A 13,856-nucleotide genomic window follows, 5' to 3' on the forward strand; every position below is an offset into this window, starting at 1 on the left:
GACCTCGCCATGCCGACTCGCCGCTCCTTCCTCGCTTCCCTGCTGTTCACCGCTCTCGCCCCATTCGCCGCCGCGCAAGGGCCGCAACCCAAGGTCCTGCACATGTTCCTGTCGACGAGCGAGACAGGCATGGACCCGGCCGTCGCGTCCGACATCGCCACGTTGTCCCTGCTGGAAAACCTGTTCGATCCGCTGCTGCGCTACGACTACCTCGCGCGCCCCGTCAAACTGCAGGGCAATGGCGCGAAGGACCTGCCCGAGATCTCCGCCGACGGCCTGACGTACACGTTCCACATCCGCCCCGGCATGCGTTTTACGCCCGACCCGGCGTTCAAGGGGCCGCCGCGCGAGGTGACGGCGGCCGACTATGTCTACAGCATCCAGCGCCTGTATGACCCGACCCTGAAATCGCCGTGGTCGTTCATGTTCGAGGGAAAACTGCTGGGCGATGCGGCGTGGAAGGACCGTTTCAGCTACGCGACGAACATCCCGGGCCTGCAGGCCGTCGACCGGTACACGCTGCGCATCCGTCTTTCCGAGCCGGATAACAATTTCCTGTTTTACCTGGCCACGCCGGCGACCGGTGTCGTCGCGCGCGAAGTGATCGAGGCGTATCCGGGCCAGGCCGGCAATCACCCCGTCGGCACGGGGCCGTTCATGCTGGGGGACTGGAAGCGCAGCGACCGGATCGTCCTTGTGGCGAATCCGACGTCGACGTCCGTGTTTCACTCCAGCGTGGCGACGGACCCGGCGGCCGATCCCGGCGACCGCGCCATCGCGCGTGCGCTCGAAGGGCAAAAGCTGCCGCGCGTGGACAAGGTCGACATCAAGATCGCGGAAGAATTCCAGGGCCGCATGCTGGGCTTCCTGAACGGCGAATACGACTACCTGGAGCAGGTGCCGGAATCGATGACGGACATGGTCATCAAAAACGGCAAGCTGAAACCCGAGCTCACCGCGCGCGGCATGCAGCTGTACCGCTTCCCCGTGCTGCAGACCTACTACATGTGGATGAACATGGAGGATCCTGTCCTCGGCGGCTATTCGAAGGAGAGGGTGGCGCTGCGCCGCGCGATCTCGCTCAGCTACAACAGCGCCGAGGACATCGCCCTGCTGAAACAGGGGTTCGCGATCAAGGCCGAATCGCCGCTGCCGCCTGGCGTGCTGGGCTATGACCCGAACTACCGCAGCCCCGTCCCGTACGATCCGGCGATGGCGAATGCGCTGCTGGACCGCTTCGGCTACGACAAGCGCGACTCCGACGGGTTCAGACGGCAGCCGAAGCCGAACGGCGGCGGCACCGAGCCATTGACGCTGCAGATGAGCAGCGAAGCCACGGTCGGCGGCCGCCTGCGCGACGAACTGTGGCGCAAATGCCTGAATGCCGTCGGCCTGCGCGTCGTGTTCAAGTCCGATAAAAAGACGGAGATCATCAAGGCGTCGCGCCTCGGCAAGGTGCAGATGTTCGAGAGTAACTGGATCGCCGACTTCCCCGACGGCGACAATTTTTACCAGCTGCTGTACGGCCCCAACGCCGGCCGCGCCAACTACGCCCGTTTCAACCTGCCGGCCTACAACGAACGCTACGAGCAGGCGCACGCGCTCAAGGATGGTCCCGAGCGCCAGAAGCTCTATTTCGAGATGAACCAGCTGATCCACGCCTATAACCCGTGGGTACCGCTGACGCATGTACTCTCGGCAGATATCCGACAACCGTGGCTGAAAAACTACAAACGCCACCCCGTCGAATTCACGCAATGGCGTTATCTGGATGTCGATGTTGCGGAAAGGACACGTGCTGCAAGAGGGAAGTGATACTTTTTGCTAGATTTACTTAGTGAAATATTCCCTGCAGTTATAGTCAGCGCCGGAATTTTCATTGGCTGGGCGCGCGTCAGTGCGCTTACCTTTGAATCAACAATTCATGCCAACGTCATCGTGCACCAAGGAGAGCCACGTGAAGTTAAAGAAGCTAGCGACCATGATCGCCGTGATCGGTACCGCAGCCCCGGCCGTCGCGCAGCAAGCGCAAACGGACAAGCCGATCGCGCGCGTCGAAATCACGGGTTCCAGCATCAAGCGCATCGCCACCGAAGGCGCGCTGCCGGTGCAGACGATCACGATGGACCAGCTGGACAAGCAGGGCGTCACGAACGCGGAACAGCTGATGCGCCTGATTTCGGCCAACGGCACGGGCGCGGACAACATGACTTCAGGTAATAACGTGTTCGGCGCGGATGCCGACCGCGTCAGCGGCGGCGGCTCGTTCGCATCGCTGCGCGGCCTGGGCCCGACCGGCACCCTCGTGCTGATCAACGGCCGCCGCATTTCCGGCTACGGCCTGTCCGGCAAGGCGGTCGATCTGAACACGATCCCGCTGGCGGCCGTCGCCCGTATCGAAGTGCTGAAGGATGGTGCGTCCGCGATCTACGGCACGGACGCCGTCGGCGGCGTCATCAACTTCATCCTCAAGACGAATTTCGAAGGCCTGCAGGCGAATGCCACCGGCAACTGGACGGAGCACGGCGGCGGCGCCACCCGCCGGCTGCAGGTCGTGGCCGGCCACGGCAACCTGGACACCGACCGCTTCAACGTCATGGTGGCCGTCGGCTACGACAGGAACAACGAACTCGATTCGCACCAGCGCTCGTTCGCCAACGGCTACCAGCCGGCGCGCGGCCTGTCGCCGGACACCACCGGCACCCCGGTCGCCAACCAGCTGACGGGCGCCGGCACCGCGCTGGGCTCGAACTTCCAGATGCCGGGCGATCCGAACAAATACCTGCAGGCGGGTCTCCTCTCCCTGCAGGGCAAGTGCGACAGCGTGCAGGGCATGAACCAGTACGCGACGGCGCTGTGGAAGGACGTGACGTCGCCGCTGCGCTCGACCTATTCCTGCGCCTACGACTACGGCGGCGACTACGTGATGCAGCTGCCGACGGAGCGCACGAACGGCGTCGCCCGCGCCACGTTCCAGGTCAACCCGGACCACCGCGTGTTCGCCGAAGCCGTCGCCGCGCACACGAATTCGCTGGCGATCCTGACGCCGGCGCAGATTTCCACGTCGCTCGCGAACGGTAACGCGTATCCGGTGGGCGGCCCGTATTACCAGGACCTGTCGCCGTACATCGCTTCGTTCGACAAGACCAAGCCGATCATCTACAAATGGCGCGCCTGGCCGCTGGGTAACCGCACGCAGAACTACACGACCGACACCGTGCGCCTGATGACGGGCGCCGAGGGCATCCTCGCCGGCAAGTGGGACTACAAGATCGACCTGTCGCACAGCGAGAGCCACACCAAGACGGACCTCGTCGACGGCTATGCCTACACGAGCGCGCTGTACCAGGTGCTGGGCAGCGGCGTCGTGAACCCGTTCGCCGCGCCGTCGCAGGGCCAGAGCGCCGCCGCGATGCAGGCGCTGGAAGGCACCAAATTCTACGGCCGCCTCCAGCACGGCAAGACGACGCTCACGCAGTTCAACGCCTCCATCTCGGGCGAGATCTGGCAACTGCCGGCCGGCCCGCTGCAGGGCGCGATCGGCACCGACCTGCGCCGCGAGGGCTATGGCTTCGCGCAGGACGTCGACGCGACCAAGATCCTGCTGGCGCCGGGTAACGCGAACCAGGACACGGTCAACCGCAACGTCAAGGCGATCTACACCGAGCTCGTGGTTCCGGTCATGAAGAACCTGGAACTGCAGCTGGCGCTGCGCCGCGACGACTACAGCCTGATCGGCGCGACGACGAATCCGAAGATCGCGTTCAGCTACCGCCCCACGAGCTGGCTGATGCTGCGCGGTTCGGCCAACAAGGGCTTCCTGGCGCCGAGCTTCGCCCAGCTGTATTCGGGCCGCCTGGACCAGGAACTGCCGAACGGCGTGTCCGACCCGGTCGGCTGCGCGTCCCACCAGGGCGACCCGCGCTACTGCGCGATCGAGCGCCTGAACTACTTCAGCGGCGGCAACCCGAACCTGCGTCCGGAGACGTCCAAGCAGGGCACCCTGGGCTTCATCGTCGAGCCGAACGCGAACTTCTCGATGTCGGTCGACTACTGGGCGATCAACGTCAAGGACCGCATCCTGAACCGCACGCCGCAAGTGGTGCTGGCCAATGCGGCTGCGCTGGGCGAGTACATCCACCGCAATGCGGACGGTACCATCGATTACGTCGACGCGGGCTGGATCAACGCGGCCGGCCTCAAGACGCGCGGCGCCGACGTGGGCCTGCGCGGCCGCGGCAACCTGCCGGACGGCTGGCGCTGGAACGCGACCCTCGACGGCACCTGGACGCAGAGCTACCAGTTCGCCGAGTTCGAAGGCCAGCCGTACGTCGAATACGTCGGCAATTTTTATACGCGCGACATCTACCTGCGCTGGAAGCACAATGCCACGTTCAGCGTGAACAAGGGCGCATGGAGCTTCCTGCTCAGTAACCTGTACCGCGACGGCTACAAGGACCAGGTGCCGAACGGCGGCAAGGGCACGCCGCCGGCGGGCTTCAATCCGCACGTCGCCAGCTACACGACGTGGGGCCTGTCGACGACGTACACGGACTTGAAAAACACGACGATCACCGTCGGCATCCAGAACCTGTTCGACCGCGACCCGCCGTTCACGGCGCACAACGTGGACGAAGTCGTGGGCGCCGGCTGGGATCCGCGCGTGGCCGACCCGCGCGGCCGCTCGCTGAGCTTCGACGTCAAGTACCGCTTCTTTTAATCGGTAGCGCCAGTATCCTTGGCACGACCTGCGGCCCGCGACCATGGAAGCCACAAGCTTCCGCGGCGCGGGCCGTTTTACTTGAACCTCATTCCATGAACAGCAGGCGACGATTCAACGCGATGATGGCGGCGGCGCTGCTGCTTCCGTTCGCGCCTGCACGGTCCGCATCGAGAACAATGACACCACTGATCAAACCACCGCGCCTGCGCCGCGGCGACGTCGTCGGCCTCGTCGCGCCGGGCGGCTACACGAGCGACGCGTCGATCGAGAAGGCGGTCCAGCACATCGAGGCACTGGGCTTCCGCGTCAAGCTGGGCACGTACCTGCGCGACGTGTGGGGCAATTACGGCGGCACGGTCGCGGCGCGCATCGCCGACCTGCACGCGATGTTCCGCGATCCCGAAGTGAAAGCCATCTGGGCGATCCGCGGCGGGTCCGGCTGCATCTCGCTGCTGCGGCACCTGGACTACCGCCTGATCCGCACCCATCCGAAGGTCCTGCTGGGTTACTCCGATATCACCGCGCTGCACCTCGCCATCCACCGCCACGCGGGCCTCGTGACGTTCCACGGCCCGGTCGCATCGAGCACGCCGTCGGACTATTCGACGGCGCACCTGCTGGCCGTGCTGACGGAGCCGAGAGACTCGTACACGATCCCGATGTCGGCGGAGAACGACCGCCGCGCGCTGGAAGAGCCGTGGTATGCGACGCGCACCGTGCACGAAGGCGTCGCCGAGGGCCCGCTCATCGGGGGCAATCTGTCGCTCGCGAGCGCGCTCGCGGGCACGCCGTACGCGGCGGATTTCACGGGCGGCCTGCTGTTCCTCGAAGAGGTGAACGAGGAGCCGTACCGCATCGACCGCTGGATGACACAGCTCGACCTCGCCGTCGGTTTTGATAAAGCGGCCGGCGTCATGATCGGCATCTGCGAGAACTGCGGGCCGCAGGGCGACGGGCCGTCGCTGACCTTGGACGAGACGTTCGACGTGCACCTGCAGCCGCTGCGCGTGCCGGCGGTGACGGGGTATTCGTTCGGGCATATCCGCAACCAGTTCACGATGCCGGTCGGGATCCGGGGCAGGCTGGATACGGAGGCGCGGACGGTGACGTTGCTGGGGGCAGCCGTTAGCTGAAGACCGTCGCCCTCGCGGAGGCGGGGGCCCAATCTTGTATGCGTTATCGCAGCGCCAGCAACTTGGGTTCCCGCCTTCGCGGGAACGACGTTGCAGCGTAGCGGGTCGTGCTTACCACCGCCACGCCTCCTGCAACCGCTCCTTCAGATACTCCACGAACACCCGCACCCTTGGCGCCAGGTTCCGCTGGTGCGGATACACCGCATGCAGCGGCGCCGCCGCCATCGCATGATGCGGCAGCACACGCCGCAGACGGCCCGCGGCCAGGTCATCCCCCACGTCCCAGATCGATTTCAGCGCGATGCCGCTGCCGGCCAGTGCCAGCTGCTGCGCGGCGCCGCCGTCGTTCGTGAGGAAGGCGGCATCCACGCGCACGGGCGTGGTCTCGTCGCCGTCGAATTTCCAGTCCGTGCGGCGTTGATCGCCGATCACGATGCAGCGGTGGCCCGCCAGTTCGGCCGGCGTGCGCGGTTCGCCGTGGCGCTGCAGGTACGCCGGCGACGCGCACAGCACGCGGTAGTTCGGCGCCAGCGCGCGCGCGACGAGCGAGGATGCTTCCAGCGCGCCGTAGCGGATGCCGAGGTCATGACCGCTGTCCAGCAGGTCGACGACGGCGTCAGTCAGCTCGAGCTGGATGGTCACGTGCGGATGCAGCTCCTGGAACGCGGCCGCGATGGGCGCCAGCCAGCGCCGGCCGAATTCGCCCGGCGCCGTGATGCGCAACAGCCCGTGCACGCCGTCGCGGCGCTGCGCGAGCAGGGCTTCGGCCTGCTCGACTTCGTCCAGGATGCGCAGCACGCGCGCGTGGAACAGCCGGCCTTCGTCCGTCAGCGTCTGGCGCCGCGTCGTGCGCTGCAGGAGGCGCGTGCCCAGGCTCGCTTCCAGCAAGGACAGGCGCTTGCTGACGACGGACACGGGCACGTCCAGCTCGCGCGCGGCGGCGGACAGGCTGCCGGCCGAGACGATTCGCGCGAATGCGACGAGGGCAGGGAAGTTGTTGGCGAGCGTGTCCATCTTGCGCTTTTTGGAAACAATGATTTCGTATTCTGCCGCTATTTTTCGATCAGCGTGAAATCTATGATGGGCTCATCGACACCAGGAGCATCACCATGAAAGCTTTTACTATCCTCGCCGCCGTGCTGGTAGCGCTGCCCGCCTGCGCGGACGCACAACTCGTCAGCGCCCGGCAAGTCATCGTCGACCCGTCGCTGCCGCCGGCGCAGCGTGACGCGGAAATGCGGGCGGCGCGCCGTTACGCCACGTTCTGGCACACTGGCGACGAACGCTTTGCCCGCGCCGCGCTCGCAGCCGATTTCACGGACCGCACGCTGCCGCCGGGCCGCGCGCAAGGCGTGCCGGGGCCGCTGGCCGCCTCCAGGTTCGTGCGCACGGCGATACCCGATCTGCAGGCCGACCTGCTACAACTGATCGTTGCGGGCGACCGCGTCACCGTGCACTATCGCTTCCACGGCCATTTCACGGGACGGTGGGCAGACAGACAGGGGCAGGGGCAGGCGATCGACTTCATCGCCACCGACATCTATCGCATCGCGGACGGGAAGATCGCCGACAACTGGCACATCGAAGACAACCTCACACTGATGCAGCAACTGGGCCTCGTCGCCCGTTGAAAGGGACCATCATGCACATCGATTTGACCGGCAAGACCGCACTCGTTTCCGCCTCCACCGCAGGCATCGGCCTGGCGACCGCCATCGGGCTCGCCGACGCGGGCGCCACCGTCATCCTCAATGGGCGCTCCGTGGATGCCATCGAACGTGCCCGCGCGGCCGTGCTGGCGCGGGTGCCGGGCGCGCAATTGCGTGGCGTCGCCGCCGACCTTGCGACGGCGGAAGGCGCCGCGGCGCTACTGAACGCCGAGCCGCACGTGGACATCCTCGTCAACAACGCGGGCACGTACGGGCCGCAGGATTTCTTCGAGATCGACGACGCCACGTGGGAGCATTTTTTCCAGCTGAACGTGATGTCGGGCGTGCGCCTCGCGCGGCACTACCTGAAGGGGATGCTGGAACGGGACTGGGGCCGCGTCGTGTTCATCTCGTCGGAATCGGGGCTGAACATCCCGGCCGACATGATCCACTACGGGATGACGAAGACGGCGCAGCTGGCGATATCGCGCGGGCTGGCGAAGCTGGCGGCCGGCAGCGGCGTCACCGTCAACGCGGTGCTGCCGGGGCCGACCCTGTCGGAAGGCGTGCGCGCCATGCTGGAAGACGCGGCGAAAGAAGCCGATACGTCGGTCGAGCAGGCGGCGACGGACTTCGTGCGCACCCACCGCCCCAGCTCCATCCTGCGCCGCGCGGCGAGCGTGGACGAGGTGGCGAACATGATCGTCTACGTGTGCTCGCCGCAGGCGTCGGCCACGACGGGCGCGGCGCTGCGGGTGGATGGCGGGGTGGTCGACACGATCGCTTAGTCTCACGCCACGACCTTTACGCAACCACCTCGTCGATCTGCGTGGCGACTTCGTCGAAGGCGGCGCTGGCGCGGTCCTCGCCCATGTTCACGCCTTCGGCGTAGATGAACTCGACGTCCGTCATGCCCATCAGGCCCAGCACGCCCTTCAGGTACGGCACCTGCGAGTCGCGCTCCGTATCGCGGTAGATGCCGCCTCTGGCCAGGCCCACGTAGACTTTCTTGCCGGTGACAAGGCCTTCCGGACCGTTCGCCGTGTAGCGGAAGGTCTGGCCGGCGCGGGCGACGGCGTCGATCCACGATTTAATTTGCACGGACACGCTGAAGTTATACATCGGCACGCCCAGCACGATCACGTCGGCGTTTTTCAGTTGTGCGATCAGCGCATCGTCCAGCGCCACGCGGGCGCTTTGCTCCGGCGTGCGTTGTTCGGCGGGCGTGAACAGCGCGGACAGCGCGGCTTCGTCCAGCACGGGGTGCGGGTCGCGCGCCAGGTCGCGCAGCTCGACCGTCGCTTCCGGATGACGTGCTTTCAGGCGCGCCGTGATCGCGTCGGCGACGCGGGTGGAGTTCGAACCGTTGGCACGGGCGCTACCGTTGATTTGCAGGATGTTCATCGTGTTCTCCAGAAGTGTTGGGTCGATGGAGAACATTCTATTGAGACTCTTCGACGGGATTAAGCCGGGTTTCCGGATATCATTGTTCCATTTATGGGACGGGAGTCTGGGCCATGGTGGATGCAAACGATCTGATCCTGTTCGTGCGGGTCGTCGACGCGGGCAGTTTTTCGCAGGCGGCCGAACGGGCCCACCTGCCGAAGTCGACGCTGTCGCGCCGCCTGACCCTGCTGGAAGAAGCGCTGGGCGAAAAGCTGTTCGTGCGCAGCACGCGGCGCGTGGCGATCACGGCGTTCGGCGAGCGCATCCTGGAGCATGCGCGCCGCCTCGTCGACGAAACGGAAGAAGTCGCGGCGCTGGCCCAGCACCGGCAGGAAACGCCGCGCGGCGAATTGCGCGTGTCGATGCCGGCCGACCTCATCGAATCCGACTTCGCCGCCTTCTGCCAGGCGTTCCAGGCGCGCTATCCGGACGTCCGGCTGCGCATCGACCTGTCCCCGCGCCGCGTGGACCTCCTGAGCGAACGTTTCGACGTGGCCGTGCGCGCCGCCCAGCACCTGCCCGACGATGCGACGCTCGTCGCGCGCAAGCTGTTCGACGTGGGCCAGGGTTTGTTTGCCAGCCCGGATTACCTGGCCGAACATGGCACACCGGCGACGCCCGATGACCTTGTCGAGCATGCCTGTCTTGCCTACACCGGACACGACGGTACGACGCTGCCGTGGGTGCTGGCGCGCGGCGACGAGCGCTGGGAGCAGGTCGTGCAGGGACCGCTGGTATGCAATTCGCCCCGGTTGCAGCGCGAGATGGCGTACCGCGGCGCGGGCATCGCCGCGCTGCCGGCCGACGCCGCCCTGCGCGACTGGATCGGCAACGGCCGCCTGCGCCGCGTCCTGCCCGACTGGTCGCTGCCGACGGCCAGCCTCTGGTGCGTGATGCCGGGACGGCGCCTGATGCCGGCGCGCACGCGTGTGTTCGTCGACATGCTGAAGGCGCACATGGATGCCGTCATGAGCGGGTAATTTTTGAAAACGCTTGACACATGTGCGTACGCACATAACACTATGCCCATGACTGCTTCCGAACGACTCATTGCCTGCAACTGCTTCGCCTCCCGCAAGGCGGCGCGTCTGGTGACGAAGATGTATGAAGACCACCTGTCGCGCGTGAACCTGACGAGCACGCAGTTCTCGATCCTGGTCTACATCGACGAGGTCAAAGAGGGCTCGATGAAGGATCTCGCCGAGGCGATGGTGATGGAGCGCACGAGCGTGATCCGCGCGCTGCAGCCTTTGGCCCGCGACGGCCTCGTGGCCATCGGACCGCACGAGGACGACGCGCGCCGCAACGTCGTGCGCCTCACCGATGCGGGCCGCGCCAGGCTGGCGCAAGCGATGCCCGTGTGGCAGACGGCGCAGGCCGAGTTCGAAAGCCGGTTCGGTGCGGAACTGGCCGGGCAGCTCCGCGGCGTGGGCTGATCGGTTCAGCGGGCCTCGAACACGAGGCACGTGGTCGTTGCATGCGCATACAGCCGGCCCTGCGCATCGACGATCTGCCCTTCTGCCGTCGCGAGCTGGCGGCCGCAATGGAGCACCGTGCCGATCGCGCGCAGCGGCCCGCCGTCGAGCCGCGCGCCGCGCACGAGGTTCACGCTCAGCTCCGCCGTCGTGTAGGCGTATCCCGGTTCGAGCGCGGTCTGCACGGCGCAGCCGACGGCCGAGTCGAGCAGGGTCGCGTACCAGCCACCGTGCACGGTCCCCATCGGATTCAGGTGTTTTGCCTGCGGCGTGCCCTGGAACGTGGCCTTGCCCTTCTCGACCTCGACGAGGAAGAAGTCGAGCGTCTCGGCGATGTGCGCATACGGGAAGCGGCCGTCGAGCAGCGCTTCCATGATGGCCAGGCCCGTCATCCCGCGCGCTTCCTGCGCCGGCACCACGCCCGGACGTCCGCCGCCCTGCTCGATGCGCGCACGCACCGCGCGCAGCTGTTCTTCCCATTGTTGTGCCACCGTCGGCTGCGTCTCCATGCGATCCTCCTGTCGTGTGATTGGGTGTATATGCAAGGCTCCGGGCGGATTATGCACGGGTTCCGGCGTCCCCGGGGTTATACTCGCTAGAGGGACGGCACTAACGCCATCCCGGCAATGGAATACCGTACATGACATCGAACGACCCCCTGTGCAACTGCCTCGCCCTGCGCCAGGCGTCGCGTTACATCACCGGCGTGTACGACCAGGTGCTGAGCGAGGCCGGCCTGCGCGTCACGCAGTTCTCCATCCTGTACAAGCTGCTGGGGCTCGGGCCGATGACGGTCAACCAGATGTCCGCCGAACTGGTCATGGACCGCACGACACTCACCCGCAACCTCAAGCCGCTCGAGCGCGATGCCCTCGTGACGACCGGTCCCAGCGAGCACGACAAGCGTGAACGCGTGATCGTCCTCACGCCGGCCGGCAAGGCCAAGGTGAAAGCCGTGCTGCCGCTGTGGCGCCGCGCCCAGCAGACCTTCGAACAGAACTTCGGCAGCGAACGCGCACTCGAACTGCGCATGCTGCTGCGCGCCGTCGTCGAGACGGGCATACACGAGCCCGAAGTCAAATAAATCCGCTCGCCGGCAGGCCGCGCGTCATGCGCTTTTCAAAATACGTGTATATACTCCTATTTGCACGACCCCGCCATCCAACCCGAAAGGAGTCATCATGTCTGCCCGCGACATCGTCCTGTGTGCCCCCGTGCGTACCGCCATCGGCGCGTTCAACGGTTCCCTGAAATCCATCCCCGCCGTCGAACTGGGCGCGGCCGCCGTGCGCGCCGCCGTCGAGCGCGCGGGCATCGCTCCGGACGCCATCGACGCCGTCCTGATGGGCAACGTGGTCCAGGCGGGCAACCGCATGAACCCGGCGCGCCAGGCCGCGGTCCACGGCGGCATTCCCGTGAGCGTGCCCGCAATGACGCTGAACCGCGTGTGCGGCTCGGGCGCGCAGGCCATCGCGTCGGCCGCGCACGAGATCCTGGCCGGCGAATCCAGCGTCGTGCTGGCCGGCGGCATGGAAAACATGGACCAGGCGCCGTACCTGATGCCGCAGGCCCGCTGGGGCGCGCGCATGGGCCATGCGCAGATCTACGACAGCCTGCTGCACGACGGCTTGAACGACGCGTTCTCCGCCCAGCACTCGGGCTGGCACACGGAGGATCTCGTGAAGGACGTGGACCTCACCCGCGCCGCGCAGGACCGCTGGGCCGAGCGTTCGCAGCGCCGCTTCTCGGAAGCCCAGGCGGCCGGTGCGTTCAAGGATGAAATCGTGGCGATCGAGATCGCGGGCAAGCGCGGCGTGCAGCTGTTCGACACGGACGAAGCGAACCGCCCGGACACCACCTTGGAGACGCTGGCGAAACTGAAGCCGGCGTTCCGCCCGAACGGCACGATCACGGCCGGTAACGCGCCGGGCCTGAACAGCGGCGCGGCCGCCGTCATCGTCGCCGACCGCGCGACGGCCGAGCGCCTGGGGCTGCAGCCGGTCGCACGCCTCGTCGCATCAGGCGTGGCGGCCGTGGAGCCGGGCATGTTCGGCCTCGGTCCCGTGCCGGCCGTGCAGAAAGCCCTTGCGCGCGCGGGGTGGAACGTCGGCGACGTCGACCGCTACGAAATCAACGAGGCGTTCGCCGCCGTGCCGCTGGCGGTGGCGAGAAAACTGTCACTGGCGGAAGACGTCATCAATGTCGAAGGGGGCGCGGTGGCACACGGTCACCCGATCGGCGCAACGGGGGCCGTGCTGACGGTGCGGCTGCTGCATGCGATGCGGCGCGGGCTGGCGCGGCGTGGCGTCGTCACGCTGTGCATCGGGGGCGGGCAGGGGATTGCGCTGGCGCTGGAGCAGATCGCATGAACACGCGGACGCTAAAAAATACGCGAACGTAAAACGACGTCGTCCCCGCGCAGGCGGGGATCCAATTTTCAAGCGTTACGTTGACGCATGCAGAACCAGGGCCCCCGCCTGCGCGGGGGCGACGGATTACGCCGCCACCATCTCCCGCACCCGCTCCACCAGAAACTCCCTGAGCACCCTGACGGCCGGCGACACCTGCCGCCGGTTCGCCAGCACCATGTACAGCGGCTGGTTGTTGCCCTCCCAGTCCGCGCACACGGTATGTAGCGCACCGCTTGCGAGATCGGCCTGCACGTCGATGCGCGAGCGGTAGCACAGCCCCAGGCCAGCCAGTGCCCAGCGCCGCACGATCTCGGAATCGTCAGCCACGCGATCGCCGCGCACCGTCACCTCGATCTCGGCACCGTGCTTGTAGAAGCGCCAGCGGTCGTTGACCGACTCCTCCAGCATGAAGCACAGGCAGTTATGCGCGGATAGGTCATGCGGCGACGCCGGCGCGCCGTGCCGCGCCAGATACGCAGGCGACGCGCACAGCACGCGGCGGTTCGTTTCCAGCAGCGGCAGCGCCACCATGCTGGACTCTCTCGGCTTGCCGAAGCGGAGCGCGATGTCGACGGGCTCGCGATAAATATCGGCCAGCCGGTCCGTCAGCTGCAGCCGCAGGCGCACGGCCGGATGCCGTTCCTGGAACGCGTTCAGCCACGGCAGCACGACGTGGCGGCCGAGGTCGGACGGCATCGAGATCTGCAATTGTCCCTCGATCGTGTTTTCTCCCGCACGTACCTCCGCCTCGGCGTCGCGCAGGCCGTCGAGCAGCGGGCGGCAGCGGGCCAGCAGGCGTTCGCCGGCCACCGTCAGGCGCATGCTGCGCGTCGTGCGCACGAACAGCGCCGTACCGAGATCCGCCTCCAGCCGCTTCAGGCTCGCGCTGGCGACGGCCGGCGATACATCCAGCACGCGCGCGGCCGCGGAGAGGCCGCCTTGCTCGGCCGTGGTGACGAACAGTTCGAGGTCGCGCAGATTCATTTTTCAAATAAATTTTGAAAGTGATTTCTTGATTG

General features: G+C 66.6%; 13 protein-coding genes. 9 read left to right on the forward strand and 4 right to left on the reverse strand.

Going from position 1 to position 13,856, the window contains the following annotated elements; all coding sequences use genetic code 11:
* Positions 1 to 9 precede the first annotated feature (9 nt).
* The 3 genes from ACEN9G_RS13460 (at position 10) to ACEN9G_RS13470 (ending at position 5,856) form a co-directional block, all read left to right on the forward strand.
* Complete coding sequence (locus ACEN9G_RS13460) at positions 10 to 1,815, forward strand: ABC transporter substrate-binding protein (protein WP_413339369.1); 1,806 nt, start codon at positions 10 to 12, stop codon at positions 1,813 to 1,815.
* A 142-nt stretch (positions 1,816 to 1,957) separates the two neighbouring features.
* Positions 1,958 to 4,720, forward strand: a complete 2,763-nt coding sequence (locus ACEN9G_RS13465) for a TonB-dependent receptor (protein ID WP_413339367.1) — start codon at positions 1,958 to 1,960, stop codon at positions 4,718 to 4,720.
* 179 nt (positions 4,721 to 4,899) lie between these two features.
* Positions 4,900 to 5,856: a S66 peptidase family protein gene (locus tag ACEN9G_RS13470; RefSeq protein WP_413339365.1), complete on the forward strand. Its 957-nt coding sequence runs from the start codon at positions 4,900 to 4,902 to the stop codon at positions 5,854 to 5,856.
* A gap of 111 nt (positions 5,857 to 5,967) precedes the next feature.
* Here the strand turns inward: ACEN9G_RS13470 and ACEN9G_RS13475 are convergent, their stop codons facing one another.
* Positions 5,968 to 6,870 (reverse strand): LysR family transcriptional regulator, encoded by a 903-nt coding sequence (locus ACEN9G_RS13475; protein WP_413339363.1) that lies wholly within the window; start codon positions 6,868 to 6,870, stop codon positions 5,968 to 5,970.
* A 32-nt stretch (positions 6,871 to 6,902) separates the two neighbouring features.
* On the opposite strand from ACEN9G_RS13475, the gene ACEN9G_RS13480 reads away from it, so the two are divergent.
* Positions 6,903 to 7,487, forward strand: a complete 585-nt coding sequence (locus tag ACEN9G_RS13480) for an ester cyclase (RefSeq protein ID WP_413339379.1) — start codon at positions 6,903 to 6,905, stop codon at positions 7,485 to 7,487.
* An 11-nt stretch (positions 7,488 to 7,498) separates the two neighbouring features.
* Positions 7,499 to 8,293, forward strand: a complete 795-nt coding sequence (locus ACEN9G_RS13485) for an SDR family NAD(P)-dependent oxidoreductase (RefSeq protein WP_413339361.1) — start codon at positions 7,499 to 7,501, stop codon at positions 8,291 to 8,293.
* A 16-nt stretch (positions 8,294 to 8,309) separates the two neighbouring features.
* On the opposite strand, the gene ACEN9G_RS13490 is transcribed toward ACEN9G_RS13485, so the two are convergent.
* Positions 8,310 to 8,909: an FMN-dependent NADH-azoreductase gene (locus tag ACEN9G_RS13490; RefSeq protein ID WP_413339359.1), complete on the reverse strand. Its 600-nt coding sequence runs from the start codon at positions 8,907 to 8,909 to the stop codon at positions 8,310 to 8,312.
* A 113-nt stretch (positions 8,910 to 9,022) separates the two neighbouring features.
* Between ACEN9G_RS13490 and ACEN9G_RS13495 the strand changes: the two genes are divergently transcribed.
* Complete coding sequence (locus ACEN9G_RS13495) at positions 9,023 to 9,931, forward strand: LysR family transcriptional regulator (RefSeq protein ID WP_483126707.1); 909 nt, start codon at positions 9,023 to 9,025, stop codon at positions 9,929 to 9,931.
* 48 nt (positions 9,932 to 9,979) lie between these two features.
* Entirely contained in the window at positions 9,980 to 10,387 is a 408-nt protein-coding gene (locus tag ACEN9G_RS13500; RefSeq protein ID WP_400189801.1) for a MarR family winged helix-turn-helix transcriptional regulator, read from the forward strand.
* A 5-nt stretch (positions 10,388 to 10,392) separates the two neighbouring features.
* Here ACEN9G_RS13500 and ACEN9G_RS13505 read toward each other — a convergent pair whose 3' ends face one another.
* The gene (locus tag ACEN9G_RS13505; protein WP_413340625.1) at positions 10,393 to 10,935 is read right to left on the reverse strand and encodes a PaaI family thioesterase; all 543 of its coding nucleotides are present in this window, start codon (positions 10,933 to 10,935) and stop codon (positions 10,393 to 10,395) included.
* 131 nt (positions 10,936 to 11,066) lie between these two features.
* On the opposite strand from ACEN9G_RS13505, the gene ACEN9G_RS13510 reads away from it, so the two are divergent.
* Both ACEN9G_RS13510 and ACEN9G_RS13515 read left to right on the forward strand, forming a co-directional pair.
* Positions 11,067 to 11,510, forward strand: a complete 444-nt coding sequence (locus ACEN9G_RS13510; protein ID WP_036233287.1) for a MarR family winged helix-turn-helix transcriptional regulator — start codon at positions 11,067 to 11,069, stop codon at positions 11,508 to 11,510.
* Between the two features lie 97 nt (positions 11,511 to 11,607).
* Positions 11,608 to 12,795: a thiolase family protein gene (locus tag ACEN9G_RS13515; RefSeq protein ID WP_413340627.1), complete on the forward strand. Its 1,188-nt coding sequence runs from the start codon at positions 11,608 to 11,610 to the stop codon at positions 12,793 to 12,795.
* 126 nt (positions 12,796 to 12,921) lie between these two features.
* Here the strand turns inward: ACEN9G_RS13515 and ACEN9G_RS13520 are convergent, their stop codons facing one another.
* Entirely contained in the window at positions 12,922 to 13,821 is a 900-nt protein-coding gene (locus tag ACEN9G_RS13520) for a LysR family transcriptional regulator (protein ID WP_413340629.1), read from the reverse strand.
* Between the last annotated feature and the right edge of the window lie 35 nt (positions 13,822 to 13,856).

It is taken from the genome of Massilia sp. Masssp94 (genome assembly GCF_059491305.1).